The organism is Haloarcula limicola (assembly GCF_010119205.1).
GTDB lineage: Archaea > Halobacteriota > Halobacteria > Halobacteriales > Haloarculaceae > Haloarcula > Haloarcula limicola.
Window position 1 is genome coordinate 261,970 of the sequence record NZ_WRXM01000003.1, and the last position, 16,317, is coordinate 278,286.

The window sequence follows — 16,317 nt, forward strand, 5'->3', positions numbered from 1 at the left end:
CGAACTCTCGGACGACGGCTCTGAACAGCGGCGTAGACGACTGGAACGTGCCGAGTAGAGATGCCTCAGTCGGCCGCCGCACTTCGGCTACTACTGGGGCCGCCGTCCATCTCGGCCGGGTTGCCCATTCCCTCTTTCACGCCGACGGCGATGAGCGCGACGTTGACCGGGTAGGCGGCGAAGAACCCGATGGTCAACGAGAACAGCAGGGCCGTCCAGAACAGCGGCGACGTCCAGCCCGCCTCACCGGCCACCAGTAGGTCGGTACCGATGGCGACGACCTCCATGATGGTGATGCTGGGCGTCTCACTCCAGATGGCGTCCCACATCGCCTCTTTGAAGCCGACGCCCTCCTGTATCAGCGGGCCGACGGTCAGCGCGAACCCGCTGACGAACGCGAGAAAGAACGTCAGCGCGACGACCCAGAGCGTCGAGAAACTGAGGATGATGGTCGCAGCGGTGATACCGATCACCTCGCCCACGCCACATCCGGAGTAACAGTGAGAGGTCGAGCGGAACCCCTGCTTCCACAGCGAGTCACTCTCGAGTTGCGTTCGGCCCGTGAACCAGTACACGCCCAAGCCGAACAGCCCCGAGTAGGCGACGACGAGCGACCAGACGAACTTCATGAGCGACGGGATGTTTTGGTTGTATTTCTCGAAGTCCCACCACAGCACGCCCAGCGAAACGAGGTTGATCGTCAACCAGATGCCCAGCGTCCACCAACTCGACAGGATCGGCTTGATCACGTTCCGAGCCGGCGTGAGCGCCTGCTCGGTCTGGTGGGCCCACTGTGTTGCCCATTCCGGAACCGGCGAACCGGCCAATGCCAGTATCGGTTGTTCAAACACAGAATGTCTCTACGTGCCTCCTGACTTTTTGGTTGCTAGCCTGAATGAACAGCGTGTGGGCGGTTCGCCCGAGACATCCGAGGATGAAACGGCTGTTAGATGGGACGTGGTTCCGCGTCGGTTCCACGGGCTTGACGACGTCGATGTCCAGTAGGTGACAGATCGGAGCTTTATGGGAGTCCGACGCCACTTGCGTCGCTCGGATTGAACGCGGAGCTCGGTCGAGTGTTCGCCGTCCTCGCGACCCGGCAGATGCCGGCGCGATGGAATATTCCGAATTGAGTTATACAATAGGCAGAGTAGTTTACCAGGCCGCTGCACGACCTTCGCCTGAAAGGGGGGGTCTGCGTTAGTGGTCTGTATCAGTTTGCGTCCGCCTGCTGTGTCTTTCGAGTCTTGTCCAGCAGTGTCCGGCTCAACTCACTTTTCCGGTGTGACGTCTGCAAGTGACGGTAGACGGCCTGCGAATCACCCTCGAATACACACAGCGGACAGTTTGCGATGGTCGGGTCGTCATCAGTCCTGCTAGATTCGTTCCGGTCCTGTCCAATAACGACTGCACGCTCTTTGTCTCCCATCATTCGTGCTATTACGTAGCGACAGTCGAGGCATATCGTTTGACTCTAGGTGTCTAGAACGACCTTGCAAAGGAGACCAGAGGGTCGTGTATCCGGCTCTAACAGCCGATACCAGAAGAGCGAAACTGACGGCCGAGAGAGCTAATTTTCACCATCGTCGAGAATGGTTAGTAATTCTGGTATTCACTGGCCGGGGCTTTCGGGATGGGTCACGGCGTAGAACCCCTCAGCTGAAGCGAATCAACGTGTTCTGCTTCTATCTGCGAATGTGGCAATCAGTCGACTTATCAATCGTGGTGAGAGAGTGAGAGATACTGAGAATGGATGTCGGAGTGAGTGATACCCGGGTACTCTCGATCGGACATAGCCTGGAGGCCGCCAACGAGCTCGCAGAGCCGCTTGAACGCACGGGATTTGCGGTCGAGACGACCGCTGAACCAGTCACTTCTGTCGATCGGTTAGCGACAGAGGTAGATTGCGTCGTTAGCACCCACCGTCTCAGCGACACTAACGGTGTAGCACTCCTTCGGAACGTTCGTGATGCTCATCCCGATCTACCGTTCGTACTCTGCGTGAGAGACGGGGACGAGCAGATCGCCAGTAAAGCTATCGAGGCGGACGTGACGGCGTATCTGCCGACCGACGGGCGCGTTCCCCACGATCTCCCGAAGCAGGTCACAGACGCTATCGAAGCGGTCCGTCCGACCGAGCGGCCGCGACGAGCATCGCGCTCTGTCCCAGAACGGCAACAGTTCGACCGGGCGTTGCTCGAGGCCCACGACCTGCTTGTCGACGAGGACCGCTCTTTTACCGCACGTATCGACGCAGTGCTGGAACTCGGCCGTGAGACGCTTGGAACCGAATACGCAACTCTCTCCCGCGTTGCCGATGCGGAATACGTTTTCGAAGCGGTCGCTGCTCCGACCGATGCCAGCCTGCAGGCCGGAGAGCGGGTCCCTCTAGGAGTCACGAACTGTGAGCGCGTCATCGAAACACGAGAACCGCTCGTGCTTCCCGACGTGCGAGCAAGCGCCCCAGAGCTCGCGTCACGAGCGGGAAACGTCGAACTGGGCATTGCCAGCTATCTGGGCGTCCCGGTTTTCGTCGATGGCCGCGTCACTGGGACGCTCTGCTTCTACGACACGCAGGCACGAGACGAGTTCACCGAGGAGGCAGTCTCGTTCGTCGAACGCCTCGGGAGCTGGATAGCCCACGAGATAACACGTCGTCGGCAGACCAACCAGTTGACCGCGATAGAGACCGCCTTTCCCGATTTGGGGTTCCAACTCGACGACGACGGCCGATATCTGGACTGCTTTGTCAGCCCTGCTACGGCGGACCTCCTGTATGCCGACCCCGAAGAGTTCCTCGGTCAGCAGATTCACGACGTACTGCCGGCCGAGACTGCAGAGACAGTCCTCACTGCCATTCAGGACGCTATCGAAGGGGGACACCTCGAGACCATCGAGTACGAACTCTCGGTTCCCGAAGGGTCGCGCTGGTTCGAGGCACGAATCGCGCCGGTCACAGCGACCGAGTACGGCGGAGAGAGCGCAGTCCTCGTCGCTCGTGACATCACCGAGCGGAAGACGCGCGAAGACGAGCTAGCGACGGCGGAAGTCATGTTCCAGAACGCGCAGGACGGCCTGTTCCTGATCGACGTTACTGACGACGCCGACTTCCGGATTCAGCGGGTGAATCAGACCTACGAGGACCTGACGGGGTATTCGGCCGCCGCATTGGAAGGGCGTACACCCGACGAACTCGTCGGGGAGGACGCGGGGGCGGAAATCGTCGCGAGATATCGACGGTGTGTCGAGCGCGAAGCGCCGCTGGAATACGAGGAGTCGCTACCGATACCCGGAACCTCGACGCACTGGCAGACCAAAATCGCACCGATCGTCGACGACGGGACGGTCACCAAACTCGTCGGCGCCACGCGGGATATCACCGAACAGAAAGAACGGGAGTCCGCGCTGAAACAGCAACGCCAAGAGCTAGCCAAGCTCCACCGAATCAATACACTCATCCGCGGGATCACCCAGGCACTGCAGAACACGAAAACACGGACTGCGATCGAGACGGCGGTCTGTGACCACCTCATCGAACCGGATCTGTACCGAGCCGCCTGGATCGGGACGAAAGGAGAGGAGGCGGCAAACGAGGAGACCGTCGTCCCGCAAACAGTCGCCGGCGACAGTCAGGCAGCGGGAGACGAAATTCCCAGCGAAGACCGTCTCGCAGCCGAGAAAGCACTCCACTCGGGCGAGATCGAAGTCGCCGATGGTGGCGACTCGACGCCGGCGGGTGCACGCTATCAGCGGAAGCAAACCCAGCCCGACGACTCGCTCGTCGCCATCCCTCTCGCGACCGGCGGAACCACGTACGGGGTCCTCTCGGTGTATGCACCGCTCGAACATAGGGTGACAGAACAAGAGAAGGACGTCCTCACGGACCTGGGACAGATAATCGCTCTGGCGATCCAGCGTGTGCAGAGCCAGCGCTCGCTGACGGCCGAAACGGCCGTCGAACTTCGATTGCAGGTCCCTGATTCCGGGAGCCTCTTCGGGGACGTGAGCCGGCAGTTGGACTGTGAACTCGCGCTCGAACGCCGGATTCCGATCGATGGCGAGCGGGGACTACAGTACGTCTCCGTCCGCGATGCCGCCCCGTCGACAGTGCTCGAACAGCTGACTGCGGCCCCGTTCATCGACACGGGGACGGTAGTGCGCGATACGGCAGAAACAGCCGACCAGCCGGCACTTATCGAGATCCGCATCTGTGACACCAATCGAAGCATCATCAGTACGCTGGCAGACCACGGAGCGTCGATCACGTCAGCGAACGCTGTGGGCGGCGACACGTATATTACAGTAGAGCTGACTCCAGAAAATGACGTCCGGACGCTCGTGGCGGCGCTACAGGAGGTAGTGCCGACGATAGAACTGCTCGGCAAGCAGGTGCTCGACCAGCCGACGAAGACTATCCCGGAGATAAAGCGACAGGTCAGCGACCGACTGACGACGAAACAACGAGCGGCACTCAGTACTGCCTACACGCGAGGCTATTTCGCGTGGCCACGGGAGAGCACCGCCGAAGAAGTCGCTCAGACGATGGACATCGCGTCTTCGACGTTTCACTTCCACCTTCGACACGCGCTGGACAACCTGTTGACGTCGTTCTTCGAATCGAACTGTCAGTAGCTCCGTCCACCTCTCTCGAGCGCCATCAGCCGACGAGCAGCCGGATAGCCGCCGGATCAGACGCCAGGGAGTCTAGATACGTCTAGGTCAGACTTCTCCCTCCCTCGCCCATTGAACCGAACGTGTCCATCTGCCATAAAAAATGTCCAGAATGGAGTGCCGATCGGCTCATCGCTGACGGTATCCGCCCGCTTGTTCGAACGCCGAATTCGTGCCGTCTACATGTGACTAGGAAAGGCAGGCGGTCGGCGAGAGGGATGCCGACAGTTACGCACGGTCGACTGGAGGCACTATGACGAATATCCTCGACGGGCTGACCGACGAAGTCGCAGCCGTCGGCTCGCTGCTCGAAGCGAGCGACGCGGCTGTAACGACCGAACAATACGAACGCGAGTCCGAATGACGCCGGATTCCAGCGGTTCGACGGACGAGTCGTGTCCGCTGCCGATCGACGAGCGATTCGACTTGCTCTCGTCGCACTATCGCCGCTACACGCTCTATAGCCTGGCACACACGACGCTACCCGTGAGTCTGCCGCGAGTTGCGGACGTCGTCACCGAACTGTTGTACGACGCGCCGGCAGACGAACTCGGCGAGCGGCGGCTCGCAGTCTATACGGAGCTGTATCACAATCACGTCCCTCGCCTGGCTGACGCCGCGGTAGTGACCTACGATCAAGAAGACGATATGATGGGTCTCGGACCGAATTTGTCACATATGGAGCCATTGCTCGAATATGCGCTTGATCAGGAGTTCCCTCGGGGAATCGAGACCGCACTTCACGAGTACTGACCGGCCACCGTGCGAACGGAGAGTCCGGGTTCCTCGACGATGTGATCCAGCGCCCAGTCGAGCGCGTGACGGATCTCGTCGGGCCCGCTGTACTCGGAGTCAGGGTACTGCGGGTCGATGAACACGCCCTCTTCGGCCCAGAACTCCGCAGCGGTCGCCGTTTCCCCGGCCTCGAATGCTCGCAACACGGCTTCGATCTGTGCCGGCGTCAGGCGATTCTCACCGGCAGTCATCGGAACCCCCACCCAGAGCCCGTGAACGAGCCGCGACTACCCATGTGAGTGACCTCCAGGGATCCGGTCGATATCGGCAACGACCTCGTCAAACGAGACCGTACCATCGTCCGCCTGAATCGCACCGGGGTCGAGTGCGTCTGTATCGAGGACTTCCTTCGGGGTCAGCCACACCCACTCGCAGTCTTCGTTCCCATCACTAAACTGCTCGAGTTCATGTTCGAGGAACTGTTTGCTGAAGGGCGCTAACAGCGGTGGTGGCCCCTCGGCCCCTTCGAACGTATCCTCGTATGCGGGTACATCGTCGTCGGCAAGCTCCCCGACGACAATTCGCATGGCCATCCCAAGGACATGGTGGGCCGCACAGAAGACGTCGTACAGCCCCGCTTTCTCGAACCGATATAGCCACGCCCCACCAACGCCGACGACCGGCGACGAGAACGGCGGGACACCCTCAGGAATACGGCGTTGGTAGCCGTGTGCCGGATGGTAGGCCGTGATCGTGTGATCGGGCGTGGTAACGCTGAACTGGACGATATCTCCGGGGTCGACGGCCAGTCCCGTCGGCTCGAAATGGAACAGCAGGCCGTGTTTCTGGGGGACTGGATCGCCGACGTGGAGTTCGACCGTGTGGTCCGGCGCGAGTCGCTCCGGCACAGCGGTAGCGTCCGGCGTCGCGTAGCCATAGTGTGAGTCGATCCGCGGCGGATGGGGTTCGTCGTGGTCGGCAGCGACGACACCGCTCCCGACTGCGACCGACGCACCGATGCCGAGCGCTTTCAGCAGTGTTCGTCGCCCGACGCCCGGCATCGGATACGACTGTTCGTCGGCCCGATCCATATCACGGGTAGTCGTCGCGTCGGTTCGTCGCTCGGGCTCGTTATTGTGGATTTCGTTGGACATGGTCCTAGTGTGGATTATTTCCGTCCAGCGCGACGAGCGCATCGAGAAAATCCCGCGAACTCCGTGGATGCAGGCCGACTGTACTCTCTAACTCTTCGACCGTTTGGCGGCCGTTTTGGTCGAGTTCTGTGAAGACACCGAGTGTGGTGGCACTCAGTAACGCCTTCGCCGCCCAGAACCCCTGGCCGAGCTCGAGAATCCGCTCGGGTGTCGGACCGTGGTCTGGCATCTCTGGTCGCCTCCGTGGTCTATGTGACCACACCGCAATATCGTCCCGCTCGATAATATAATTTTTGTGATAAGTATGCAAGTCGGTGATAGTCGTCTCACCAAGTAACATTTTGAAACCACAGACCAACTGGCTCGGCACTTCACTCTGTCACTCGCATAGCAGGCTCCTCCGCGGCGGTGTACTCAAACGCCCACTCCTCAAATTCCACGAAGACGTCGTTGAGCGCTTCTCCCGGCTCAGTTAGATCGTAGTAGGTGGCGATGGGCTGATCTTCCAGCCGACGAGTGACGAGTTTTTGCTTCTCTAAGTCGCTGAGTATCCGTGAGAGCGTGGCCGAATCGGCAGTCGTCGTTTCCTGGAGCTCGCTGAATCGCTGCTCACCATATAGATGCAGGCTTCGGAGCGTGGCGAGACGCCATTTGGAGCCGACGATCTCGAACGCGCGGGCGACTGGACACACCTCGAACAGGTCGTCGTCGGGGTCGGGTTTCGGCGGTGGATCGGGGTACGCCATGGTGTATGCTATTTGTTAGCATTCGTGCGACAAAAGTGTATTCCAGCCGCAGTACTCCCACCAACCACGCCGAATCGAAATACGTCTCACGCCGACGAACATCGTCTTTCAATTATATTGATACGTCTCGTGATTATACGCGACAAACCGCTATACTGCCAATCTACCACTCGACTGTCGAGTATGTAAAACGCCTGATTAACAATCCCCAGGCGTGTTAACCGCGGAGTGCCAACAGCGGATCCGAAGGTGTCGCTGTGGCTATGACAGATAACAACTCCGAGAGACGGCTGACGAGACGGAACGCGCTTCGAATCGCTGGTGCAGCGGGTGCCGCGTCGCTCGCCGGCTGTGGTGGCGACGGCGGCGATGGCGGTAGCACCGGCGGCGACGGGAGCAGTACCAGCGGTGACGGTGGCGACGGCGGCGCGACCCAGACGCGGGCGCTCGAAGTCGCTCACTGGTGGGGGGAGGGCGACGGACTGGATGCGATTCAGGACATGATGAACGCCTTCACCGAGAAGCATCCCAATATCGAGTTCGACGAGAACCTCATCGCCGGTGGGGCCGGAACGAACCTCCAATCGAACATCCGGACCCGTATCCAGAATGGGAATCATCCCAGTACCTGGCAACAGTGGCCCGGCGCGGCGCTACAGCCCTACACGGAGGCGAATCTCCTCAAGGACATCGGCCAATCCGTCTGGAGCAAGAACGGGATGAAAGACAACTACCTCCCGGGCCCAAAGACCGCCGCGAAACCGGCGGGGAACTTCGTAACGGTCCCGCTGAACATCCACCGCCTCAACAACGTCTTCTACAACACTGCCGTCATCGAGGACGCCGGCGTCGACCCGTCGAGTATCGAGACGCCGTCCGACCTCACCGACGCGCTGCAGGCTGTCAGCGACGCCGGGTACACGGGCATGGCACACCAGACCAACTCCCCGTGGTCGACCACGCAACTCTTCGAGACGGTGTATCTGGGCCTCACCGACCCGGAGACGTACGCCGCGACCTTCGAGGAAGGCGAGATCGACGCCCATTCGGAGACGCTCACGCGAGCGCTGAATATCGTCCGCGAGTACAGCCAGTTCTACCCGAGCGACGCCGGCTCCATCTCGTGGACAGAGGCCAACAACGGCGTCATCAACGGCGACGCTGGGTTCATCCACCAAGGCGACTGGGCGGCCGGCACCTACATCACGAACGACCTCGAGTACGGCGAGGAGTGGGACTACATCGTCTTCCCGGGCACCGCCGGCTCGTACTCGCTGGTCATGGACTCGTTCCCCTACCCGGTCAACAACCCCTCTCCCCACGCCACCACGGAGTGGTGTCGCTACGCCGGCACGACCGAGGCCCAGGAGATCTTCTGCCCTGGCAAGGGCGCGATCCCGCCCCGGAAAGACGCCTCGACCGAGCCGTTCAACGAGTTCTCCACCGACCAGATCGGGGACTTCCAGAACAGCGACGCCCAGCCGCGCTCGCTGGCTCACGGGCTCGCAGCGCCGCCCGCCGTCGCATCCGGCGTCAGCTCCGCGATGTCGTCGTTCATCTCCGGCAACTCGAACGACGAAGTCATCGGCGAACTGGCCAACGCGTACAGTCAGTAGCGCGTCAGCCGATATCGCGAAAGAGACGACCGCGGGCTGTTTGGGCAGCAATAATGCCACCGACGAATCTGCTCAGAGACCCATCGCGCCGCCGAAGGGTCCTCAGCCGTCGCCTTGGTTCTGAAACTCTGGGCCGTACGTGACCCATCGAATTAAAGGGACAATCTGCATAAGAGAGGGCCGTGTATAGATTCGTGGATGCCAACGACCATCACTGTCGAGGGAATGACTTGCGGCCACTGCGAGCAGACAGTCGAAGCGGCGCTTCGCGAGGTGAGCGACGTGACCGACGCAACCGCCGACCGAGAGGCCGAACAGGCACGTGTCGATGGTGACGTCGACACCAGAACCCTCGTCCAGGCCATCGAGGACGCCGGGTACACCGCACACGCCTGAGAAGCCCGAATTCGGGTCGACGGGCGTCGAAGACGACTCCGAGCGCGTGTTCGCCTACGTCATCCGGCGCACCGCTGCCGAACGAGACGGACGACGGATATAGATTTCACACTTCGAGAGCCACCGTAACTCCAGTCAGCGACCGTCGGCAGCGAGTGAAAGTGTCCTCTTGATAAACCCACCCATACCGGCCCCAAACTGGCTGAGCTGACGAGAACCGGTATCGGAGACACGTTCCGCTTTGGAAGCGTAGCCACAACTGTAGAAAGTGTTCCGCCCCTACTGAGCCGTATTACGATTCATCGAACAGCGAACGAGAGCGCACGGCCTCGCATCGGTTCAATTACTCCACGGACTATGACATTCACAGAACGGATTACACGGAATAACTGTACTTCCGCATTGGTTCGCTACGTCGGGACGCGGCTGAGGAGGATACGTAACCGGTGAACGAGCTCTATTTCGGTCTCGGCGTCGGTCTCCTCGTCATCGCCGTAGTCGACCTTCTGTGGACGACGCTCTGGATCGAGGGCGGTTCGGGGCCCCTCACAGAGCGCCTGATGCTCTGGACGTGGAAACCACTACGCCGTCTCGGAACTCGGAACCCTCGCCTTCGAACGCTCGCCGGTCCGCTGGTCCTCGCCCTCGGCCTGGGAATGTGGATCACCCTCCTCTGGACCGGGTGGATGTTCGTCTTTGCGAGCGCCGATACCGCGCTGAAAGACACTATCGCTTCGGGTCCCATCTCCTGGGCCGAACGGTTCTACTTCGTCGGCTATTCGCTGTTCACGATGGGCAACGGCGACTTCGCACCGCGGGGAGAGCTCTGGCAGATTCTGACGGCGCTGATGACTGCCAGCGGCATGCTATTGGTGACTCTGAGTATCACGTACGTCCTCTCAGTCCTCGATGCGGTCACGCAGAAACGCTCGTTTGCGCGGAACGTGAGCGGGCTCGGAAGGGACGGCGAATCGATCGTCGCTACCGCCTGGAACGGCGACGAGTTCGACGGCGTTGCGCTCCCGCTCAACAGCATCGCTACGTCGCTGAACGAACTGATCGCCAACCACAAGGCCTATCCGATCCTTCACTACTTCTACACCGACGACCGCGAGGCTGCGGCCGTGATGAGCGTCGCCAGCCTCGACGACGCCCTGACCCTCTGGCAGCGAGCGACGCCCGAAGAGCACGGACCCACCGATTCGGTCATCGAGAGCGCGCGGTCGAGCGTCCAGAGCTACCTCGACACAGTCAGCACTTTGCGCCGCCATCGGACGAACGGCCACCGCCACCTGATCTCGCCGTCCTTCGAGAGGCGAATGTCCCGACAGTCTCCGAGGAAGAATTCGACGACGCGCTCGAGGAACTGGACGAGCGACGGCGGACTATGTACGGGATACTCCAGATGGATTCACGTCAGTGGCCGAGACCCGAGGAGGAGTAGGATTACACCTGCCCGTGCCCACCGATGGCCAGGGGATGCGGACTCGGGTCTCCTACTCTATGTCTCTGTTAGCGACTCCTTGTCAAGTACCATCGGTCCGATATTGGCAGTCCGTCGCGCGACCGTCGCAGTACGGAGAATATAGCTAGCCAGAAACGCGATAGGGAGGCTAGCGATCGTAATTAGGAGAATCGCCGTCAGGGGAAGGAGAGGGTCCGGCACTGTTGTGACGCCGTTGCTACCGTAGATCGTATTCAGAACGACGCCACTCAGGAGACCGGGAATACCGACTGCCAGAATTAGTCGCGATGCTTTTCCGAGTTCCCGACGCGTGTACAGAGTCTTGAAATGGGCTCGGGCGATGCTGAACACCTTCATGAGTTCGGTAATCGATTCGAGTGAATCGGAAGCCTCGTCGGAGAGGCTATCTCCGTATTCAGCTAGTATCATTCGAGCGAGATGCGCGTGCCAGCCGTAATTATCGGTAATCGCACCGGACAGAGCGTTGAATGGTCCTGAGCCGCTGAGATCTCGCTTGAGGTTTTCTATATTTTGATCGGTCGTGTCGCAGTACTCCTCTATCAGGTCACGGAGTTCTGGCTCCGTGATTTCAGATTTCGCTGTATTTAAGCGAGCGATCTCATCCAACGTGCTGTCTGCGAGAACGCTAAGCATCTCGACGGGTTCCGAAGGCGTCGTATCGACCTCGGTCGCCCTCTCGAACCGCTGCCGAAAATCCATCATGCCGTCGAGACGCTGCTGTATCTGCCCCGCTGGACCCGTTTCCTGCGATATGATCAACTGATTAATCGAAAGCGCGATAGTCAGTAGCGAAAACTCACCAGCCACGATTCCGGTCGAGAGGCGAGTCATACCCGCGGAATAGTCGAACGAAATTAAACCCACCACATGTACTACAGATAGAGAAAGGAAGGTCGCAAGCCCGATCAAGCCGGCCAGTAGTGCTCGGTCGCCGTTGAAGAATACCCAATCACGCACCCGCGAGAGTATAGAATCGTCACGATAAACCCGACTTTGGAACTGCTCTAATTCCTGTCTTAACTTATCGGACATCGTGGTCGCGAATTAAGGGAGACAACCGTAAGTCGTCGTTGTTGGCATCCGCAAGGGTCAGACGACTCCCTGCCTCAGCGGATGAGAGTGTCATCGTCGGTCTGAAGAATCCCTCTCAGTCGAGATACGACAGCATTCATATGGACCCTTAAAAATCGGAGACACCGCATGCACTTGAGAAGTGGAAGAACGTTTGTCGGCGACCCGCCAGTCGTTCCCTTGCAACCCTTCTTCCTAGGGTATCGAGTGGTAGCAGAGCCGGACCAGTATAATGGGAGAGGACATCGATAGTGAACTATGGATAACCATTCAGACCACGGACATTCCGACGCCTCTTCGGCGGAGTCCCGTCCTCAGCGGCTGGGTGGAACTGTCTTCTGCTGTCGTATTTGCCGATTAGAAGCCAACGAGGGAACACGAGCAGCAACCGACCCATCGTTCCAACAGTCGTCCACACCAGAACGCGGAGAACGGACTACAGCCGGCGGAACCACCACAGAGCCCGAACTGTCAGACGAACGCGGACAACACGATTCGGAGCACGGGTCCCATTCAGCTGAGCCCAAACAGGCTCGCCACGTAGAACGAGGTGATGAACACGGGGGACGCGACTCCCGGACAGAACGCGAGGATCACAGCGCACACACCGACCACACGGGCCACGAACGGATGTTCCGCCGGCGGTTCTGGGTCTCGCTCGTCCTCTCGATTCCGGTCGTCTTCTTCAGCGAGTTCATTCAGGACGTCTTCGGCTACACGGCCCCGACCTTTCCCGGAAGCGTCTGGATCACGCCCGTCCTCTCGGTGATCGTCTTCGCCTACGGCGGCGTGCCGTTCCTCTCGATGGCTCGGACCGAACTACAGAACCGCGAGCCGGGGATGATGATGCTCATCTCGCTGGCGATCACCGTCGCGTTCGTCTACTCTATCGCGAGCCTGTTCCTCGAGGGGACGACGCCCTTTTTCTGGGAACTCGTCACGCTGATCGATATCATGCTGCTGGGCCACTGGATGGAGATGCGGTCGGTCCGGCAGGCCTCTGGCGCGCTCGACGAACTGGCGAAACTGATGCCCGACACCGCAGAGCGCGTCACCGAGAGCGGCGACACGGAAGAAGTGCCCGTCGCCGAACTCGGCGAAGGCGATGTCGTCCTCGTCCGTCCCGGTGCCTCGGTTCCCGCAGATGGCGAGGTCGTCGATGGCGAATCGTCCGTCGACGAGTCGATGATCACCGGCGAGTCACGACCCGTGGACAAGGAACTCGGATCCGAAGTGGTCGCGGGGACGGTCAACCAGGACGGAAGTCTCCGCGTCCGGGTGACGAAGACCGGCGACGAGACGACCCTCGCGGGCATCATGCGTCTGGTCGATGAGGCCCAGTCCTCGAAGTCCCGCACGCAATTACTCGCTGACCGTGCGGCCGGGTGGCTGTTCTACATCGCACTCAGCGTCGCCGCGATCACGGCCGTCGCGTGGGTCGTCGCGGTCGGACTCAGCGTCGGCGTCCTCGAACGCGTCGTCACGGTCCTCGTCATCGCCTGTCCCCACGCGCTCGGCCTCGCCGTACCGCTTGTCGTCGCCATCAACACCTCCACTGCCGCGAGGAACGGAATGCTCATCCGCGACCGGATCGCGATGGAAGAGGCTCGAAACCTCGATACGGTGATGTTCGACAAGACCGGGACGCTCACGAAAGGCGAGCAGGGCGTCGTCGGCATCCAGACTGCCGGTGACTGGGACGAAGAGCGAGCCCTCGAAGTCGCCGCCGGCGTCGAGGGCGACTCCGAGCACATGATCGCTCGCGCCATCCGGACCGCCGCCGGAGAACGGGGCGTCCAACGAGCCAGCGTCTCGAACTTCGAGAACCTTCGCGGGCTCGGTGTCCGGGCAGTCGTCGACTTGGAGCCGCGAAGCGGCCCCGGACAGGCGAGCGGGGAGCACGAGGTGCAACGCGCCTCGGAAGAGCGGGCGGGGAGTGAAGCGACCCGCGAGCCGAGCGACCCGCGAGACGGCGACACGGTCTACCTCGGCGGACCAAACCTCATCGAGAAACTCGGTGTCGAGCGAGCCGACGGGATCGTCTCCTTCGCCGACGAGGCGGGCTCGAACGCCCAGACCGTCATCTACCTCATTCAGGACGAATCCGAGGTCGCGGCGGCATTTGCTCTTGCGGACGTGGTTCGTGAGGAGAGCCGGCGGGCCATCGAAGCGCTCCACGGGATGGGCATCGAGGTGGCGATGCTGACGGGCGACTCCGAGGCTGTCGCACGCGCCGTCTCTGCGGAACTCGGCATCGACCAGTACTTCGCTGAAGTGTTGCCCGAGGAGAAAGACACCAAAGTGGAGCGGCTCCAATCGGAGGGGAAGCTCGTCGCGATGGTCGGCGACGGCGTCAACGATGCCCCCGCTCTGACGAGAGCCGACGTCGGTATCGCCATCGGGTCAGGCACCGACGTCGCTATCGAGTCGGGGGATATCATCCTCGTCGACAACAATCCACTGGACGTGGTGCGGCTCATCCGGCTTTCGAAGGCGAGCTACCGGAAGATGCAGGAGAACCTCGTCTGGGCGACCGGCTATAACGTCGTCGCGCTCCCGCTCGCCGCCGGAATCCTCGCCCCGATCGGGATTCTGCTCTCGCCGGCGGTCGGGGCGGCGTTCATGTCGGTATCGACGATCATCGTCGCGATTAACGCCCGACGACTCAAGGGAGCCGATCTCTCTGTAGGATGACGCCGATCGGGGGGCGAGGGTCAGTCAGACGACCGGGCGATCAGTGTCGCGAAGCAGCGGCCAGAGTTCGCCACGGAACGGACTAACGGAAGAGGCACCTTCTCCACCAGGGGCGACGTGGAGACCTCCCTGACCGCGGAGCTCGGGAGAGAGCCGACGTGTGAGATTTTTAACAATCGGACTCGAACTATCTGTATGGAAGACGCTCGCTCGGTACGGATGAGTGCGGAAGATCGAAACGAGTTCCTAGGGAAGGGTGGGACGGGCGTCATCTCGTTCGATTCGGCGAACGACGGTCCGCCGTATGCCCGGCCAATTTCGTATGGCTACGACGCAGATACGGGGAATTTCTACTTCCGGCTGGCCGTCGGTCCCGAGGACGCCGGAAAGAAAGCGTTCATCGACGAGGACGGGGAGATATCGTTCGTCACCTACGACGAGACGGGCAGCGGCTGGCGAAGCGTCATCGCAACCGGCAGTCTGGAGGAGATCACGAGATCAGCACTCGATCCCGAAGTCGCCGAAGCGATGCAGCGAATACGAATTCCGTTCGTGGACGTATACGACAGTCACCCCCTCACGCTGGAGTTCCGGTTCTTCCGGCTCACGCCGGACGAGGTCACCGGCCAGCAAGAGGCCGGGACCGGCGAGTGAGCAGCCAGTCGGTGAGTCTCGATAGTCAGTCCATACCGAAATACGTTACCAAGTGGCGTAATTCCGTATTGTCGCCTCTCCCCCAACAGCTATCAGGTAGAGACGGGCCGCTAACTACCTGATTAGCTATCAGCGAGGGTTTCGACCATAACTCGGCCACTCTCCGGTGTCTCGTCGATCAGGACGGCAGCCTGTCCCTCGATCAGGCGGTCGCCGTCCTCGTCGAGTACGTCGGTCGTGAGCTGATATTTATTCCTACCGAGGTCCGTGGCCACTTCACACACAGCGGTGAGTCGGTCATCGACTTCGGCCGGTTTGAGGAACGAGAGATCTTGTGAGAGGTAGATGGTCACACCGGGGAGACGGGCCAACGCGGCGCTTATCAACCCGCAAACGAGCGTCCCGTGAACGATTCGCCGGCCGAACCGCGTCTGGCTGGCGTACTCTTCGTCGAGGTGAAGCCGGTTCGTGTCGCCGCTGGCTGTCGCGAAGCGCTTCACGTCCCGTTCGCTGACCGTCTTCGAGAACGTGACCCTGTCACCGACGTTGATACGGTTGTCGTCGAGCCCCGTGCTTTCGATATCCCAGTCCTCGTCCTCGTAGGCGGTCTCCTGTTGTCGATGGTAGCGGGCCGTCTGTCGCTCGTGGCCTCCGATTTCCCGCCGCTGAAGGATTTGCGGAACGTGCCGGACGATATCGTCGGTGCTGACCAGCCCGACCAGTTCGTCGCCGTCGAAGACGACTAACCGGGCGACGCCGTGTTCGAACATCGTTTCGACTGCGTCGCCGAGGGTCGCGCTCGCATCGACCGAGACGACGTCGGTCGACATGAACTCCGACAGCGAACGCTCCTCCGGATCCGACGCCTCGCCGAGTAGTCGCACGAAGTCGTCACTGGTGACGATCCCGATGACCTCGCCGCCCTCGACGACGACCAGCGACCCGATCGCGGCCGTACAACACCGTCCGGCGGCATCGCTGGCAGGTGTCTCGGGCGAAGCCGTCGTGACCGGGCTGCTCATCACGTCGTTGACGCGAATCGGGAACGCCATGGTCGTAAGTCGGTTCGACGCGACAAGAGGGTATTTGACGAG

At 60.9% G+C, this 16,317-nt stretch carries 14 protein-coding genes; 7 read left to right on the top strand and 7 right to left on the bottom strand.

What is annotated here, in order from left to right:
* Positions 1-65 precede the first annotated feature (65 nt).
* A complete protein-coding gene (locus GO488_RS16225; RefSeq protein WP_241692956.1) occupies positions 66-851 on the bottom strand; it encodes a DUF4396 domain-containing protein in 786 nt (261 codons plus the stop codon).
* 1,150 nt (positions 852-2,001) lie between these two features.
* On the opposite strand from GO488_RS16225, the gene GO488_RS16230 reads away from it, so the two are divergent.
* Positions 2,002-4,632 carry a PAS domain-containing protein gene (locus GO488_RS16230; RefSeq protein WP_162318891.1) on the top strand — a complete coding sequence of 877 codons (2,631 nt, stop codon included), beginning with the start codon at positions 2,002-2,004 and terminating at the stop codon, positions 4,630-4,632.
* Positions 4,633-5,031: 399 nt separating this feature from the next.
* Entirely contained in the window at positions 5,032-5,424 is a 393-nt protein-coding gene (locus tag GO488_RS16235; RefSeq protein ID WP_162318892.1) for a DUF7344 domain-containing protein, read from the top strand.
* Here the strand turns inward: GO488_RS16235 and GO488_RS16240 are convergent.
* From GO488_RS16240 to GO488_RS16255, 4 genes are all read right to left on the bottom strand, one after another.
* Positions 5,412-5,657 (bottom strand): nuclear transport factor 2 family protein, encoded by a 246-nt coding sequence (locus GO488_RS16240; protein WP_162318893.1) that lies wholly within the window; start codon positions 5,655-5,657, stop codon positions 5,412-5,414. The two genes, GO488_RS16235 and GO488_RS16240, sit on opposite strands and share 13 nt — an antisense overlap.
* A 36-nt stretch (positions 5,658-5,693) precedes the next feature.
* Positions 5,694-6,497, bottom strand: coding sequence for a cupredoxin domain-containing protein (locus GO488_RS16245; protein ID WP_162318894.1), 804 nt, complete (start codon positions 6,495-6,497; stop codon positions 5,694-5,696).
* A 67-nt stretch (positions 6,498-6,564) separates the two neighbouring features.
* Complete coding sequence (locus GO488_RS16250) at positions 6,565-6,789, bottom strand: methyltransferase family protein (protein WP_162318895.1); 225 nt, start codon at positions 6,787-6,789, stop codon at positions 6,565-6,567.
* Positions 6,790-6,931: 142 nt separating this feature from the next.
* Positions 6,932-7,306, bottom strand: coding sequence for a winged helix-turn-helix transcriptional regulator (locus GO488_RS16255; RefSeq protein ID WP_162318896.1), 375 nt, complete (start codon positions 7,304-7,306; stop codon positions 6,932-6,934).
* Between the two features lie 263 nt (positions 7,307-7,569).
* Between GO488_RS16255 and GO488_RS16260 the strand changes: the two genes are divergently transcribed.
* The 3 genes from GO488_RS16260 to GO488_RS16270 all read left to right on the top strand — a co-directional run bounded on the left by GO488_RS16260 (position 7,570) and on the right by GO488_RS16270 (position 10,907).
* Positions 7,570-8,922, top strand: a complete 1,353-nt coding sequence (locus tag GO488_RS16260) for an ABC transporter substrate-binding protein (RefSeq protein ID WP_162318897.1) — start codon at positions 7,570-7,572, stop codon at positions 8,920-8,922.
* A 198-nt stretch (positions 8,923-9,120) separates the two neighbouring features.
* Complete coding sequence (locus GO488_RS16265) at positions 9,121-9,318, top strand: heavy-metal-associated domain-containing protein (protein WP_162318898.1); 198 nt, start codon at positions 9,121-9,123, stop codon at positions 9,316-9,318.
* Positions 9,319-9,764: 446 nt separating this feature from the next.
* On the top strand, positions 9,765-10,907 hold the full coding sequence (locus tag GO488_RS16270) for a potassium channel family protein (RefSeq protein ID WP_206674425.1): 1,143 nt from the start codon (positions 9,765-9,767) through the stop codon (positions 10,905-10,907).
* Here the strand turns inward: GO488_RS16270 and GO488_RS16275 are convergent.
* Positions 10,820-11,836 carry a DUF7972 family membrane protein gene (locus tag GO488_RS16275; protein ID WP_162318899.1) on the bottom strand — a complete coding sequence of 339 codons (1,017 nt, stop codon included), beginning with the start codon at positions 11,834-11,836 and terminating at the stop codon, positions 10,820-10,822. The genes GO488_RS16270 and GO488_RS16275 overlap by 88 nt on opposite strands.
* Positions 11,837-12,505: 669 nt before the next feature.
* On the opposite strand from GO488_RS16275, the gene GO488_RS16280 reads away from it, so the two are divergent.
* Entirely contained in the window at positions 12,506-14,569 is a 2,064-nt protein-coding gene (locus GO488_RS16280; RefSeq protein ID WP_162318900.1) for a heavy metal translocating P-type ATPase, read from the top strand.
* A 195-nt stretch (positions 14,570-14,764) separates the two neighbouring features.
* The gene (locus GO488_RS16285; RefSeq protein ID WP_162318901.1) at positions 14,765-15,223 is read left to right on the top strand and encodes a pyridoxamine 5'-phosphate oxidase family protein; all 459 of its coding nucleotides are present in this window, start codon (positions 14,765-14,767) and stop codon (positions 15,221-15,223) included.
* Between the two features lie 122 nt (positions 15,224-15,345).
* On the opposite strand, the gene GO488_RS19970 is transcribed toward GO488_RS16285, so the two are convergent.
* On the bottom strand, positions 15,346-16,275 hold the full coding sequence (locus GO488_RS19970; protein WP_162318902.1) for a CBS domain-containing protein: 930 nt from the start codon (positions 16,273-16,275) through the stop codon (positions 15,346-15,348).
* Positions 16,276-16,317 lie beyond the last annotated feature (42 nt).

Bases quoted from the DNA above. Each gene is read 5' to 3' on its own strand.
- GO488_RS16235 (WP_162318892.1), top strand. From the start codon at position 5,032: ATGACGCCGGATTCCAGCGGTTCGACGGACGAGTCGTGTCCGCTGCCG.
- GO488_RS16240 (WP_162318893.1), bottom strand. From the start codon at position 5,657: ATGACTGCCGGTGAGAATCGCCTGACGCCGGCACAGATCGAAGCCGTG.
- GO488_RS16245 (WP_162318894.1), bottom strand. From the start codon at position 6,497: ATGGATCGGGCCGACGAACAGTCGTATCCGATGCCGGGCGTCGGGCGA.
- GO488_RS16250 (WP_162318895.1), bottom strand. From the start codon at position 6,789: ATGCCAGACCACGGTCCGACACCCGAGCGGATTCTCGAGCTCGGCCAG.
- GO488_RS16255 (WP_162318896.1), bottom strand. From the start codon at position 7,306: ATGGCGTACCCCGATCCACCGCCGAAACCCGACCCCGACGACGACCTG.
- GO488_RS16260 (WP_162318897.1), top strand. From the start codon at position 7,570: ATGACAGATAACAACTCCGAGAGACGGCTGACGAGACGGAACGCGCTT.
- GO488_RS16265 (WP_162318898.1), top strand. From the start codon at position 9,121: ATGCCAACGACCATCACTGTCGAGGGAATGACTTGCGGCCACTGCGAG.
- GO488_RS16275 (WP_162318899.1), bottom strand. From the start codon at position 11,836: ATGTCCGATAAGTTAAGACAGGAATTAGAGCAGTTCCAAAGTCGGGTT.
- GO488_RS16280 (WP_162318900.1), top strand. From the start codon at position 12,506: ATGTTCCGCCGGCGGTTCTGGGTCTCGCTCGTCCTCTCGATTCCGGTC.
- GO488_RS16285 (WP_162318901.1), top strand. From the start codon at position 14,765: ATGGAAGACGCTCGCTCGGTACGGATGAGTGCGGAAGATCGAAACGAG.
- GO488_RS19970 (WP_162318902.1), bottom strand. From the start codon at position 16,275: ATGGCGTTCCCGATTCGCGTCAACGACGTGATGAGCAGCCCGGTCACG.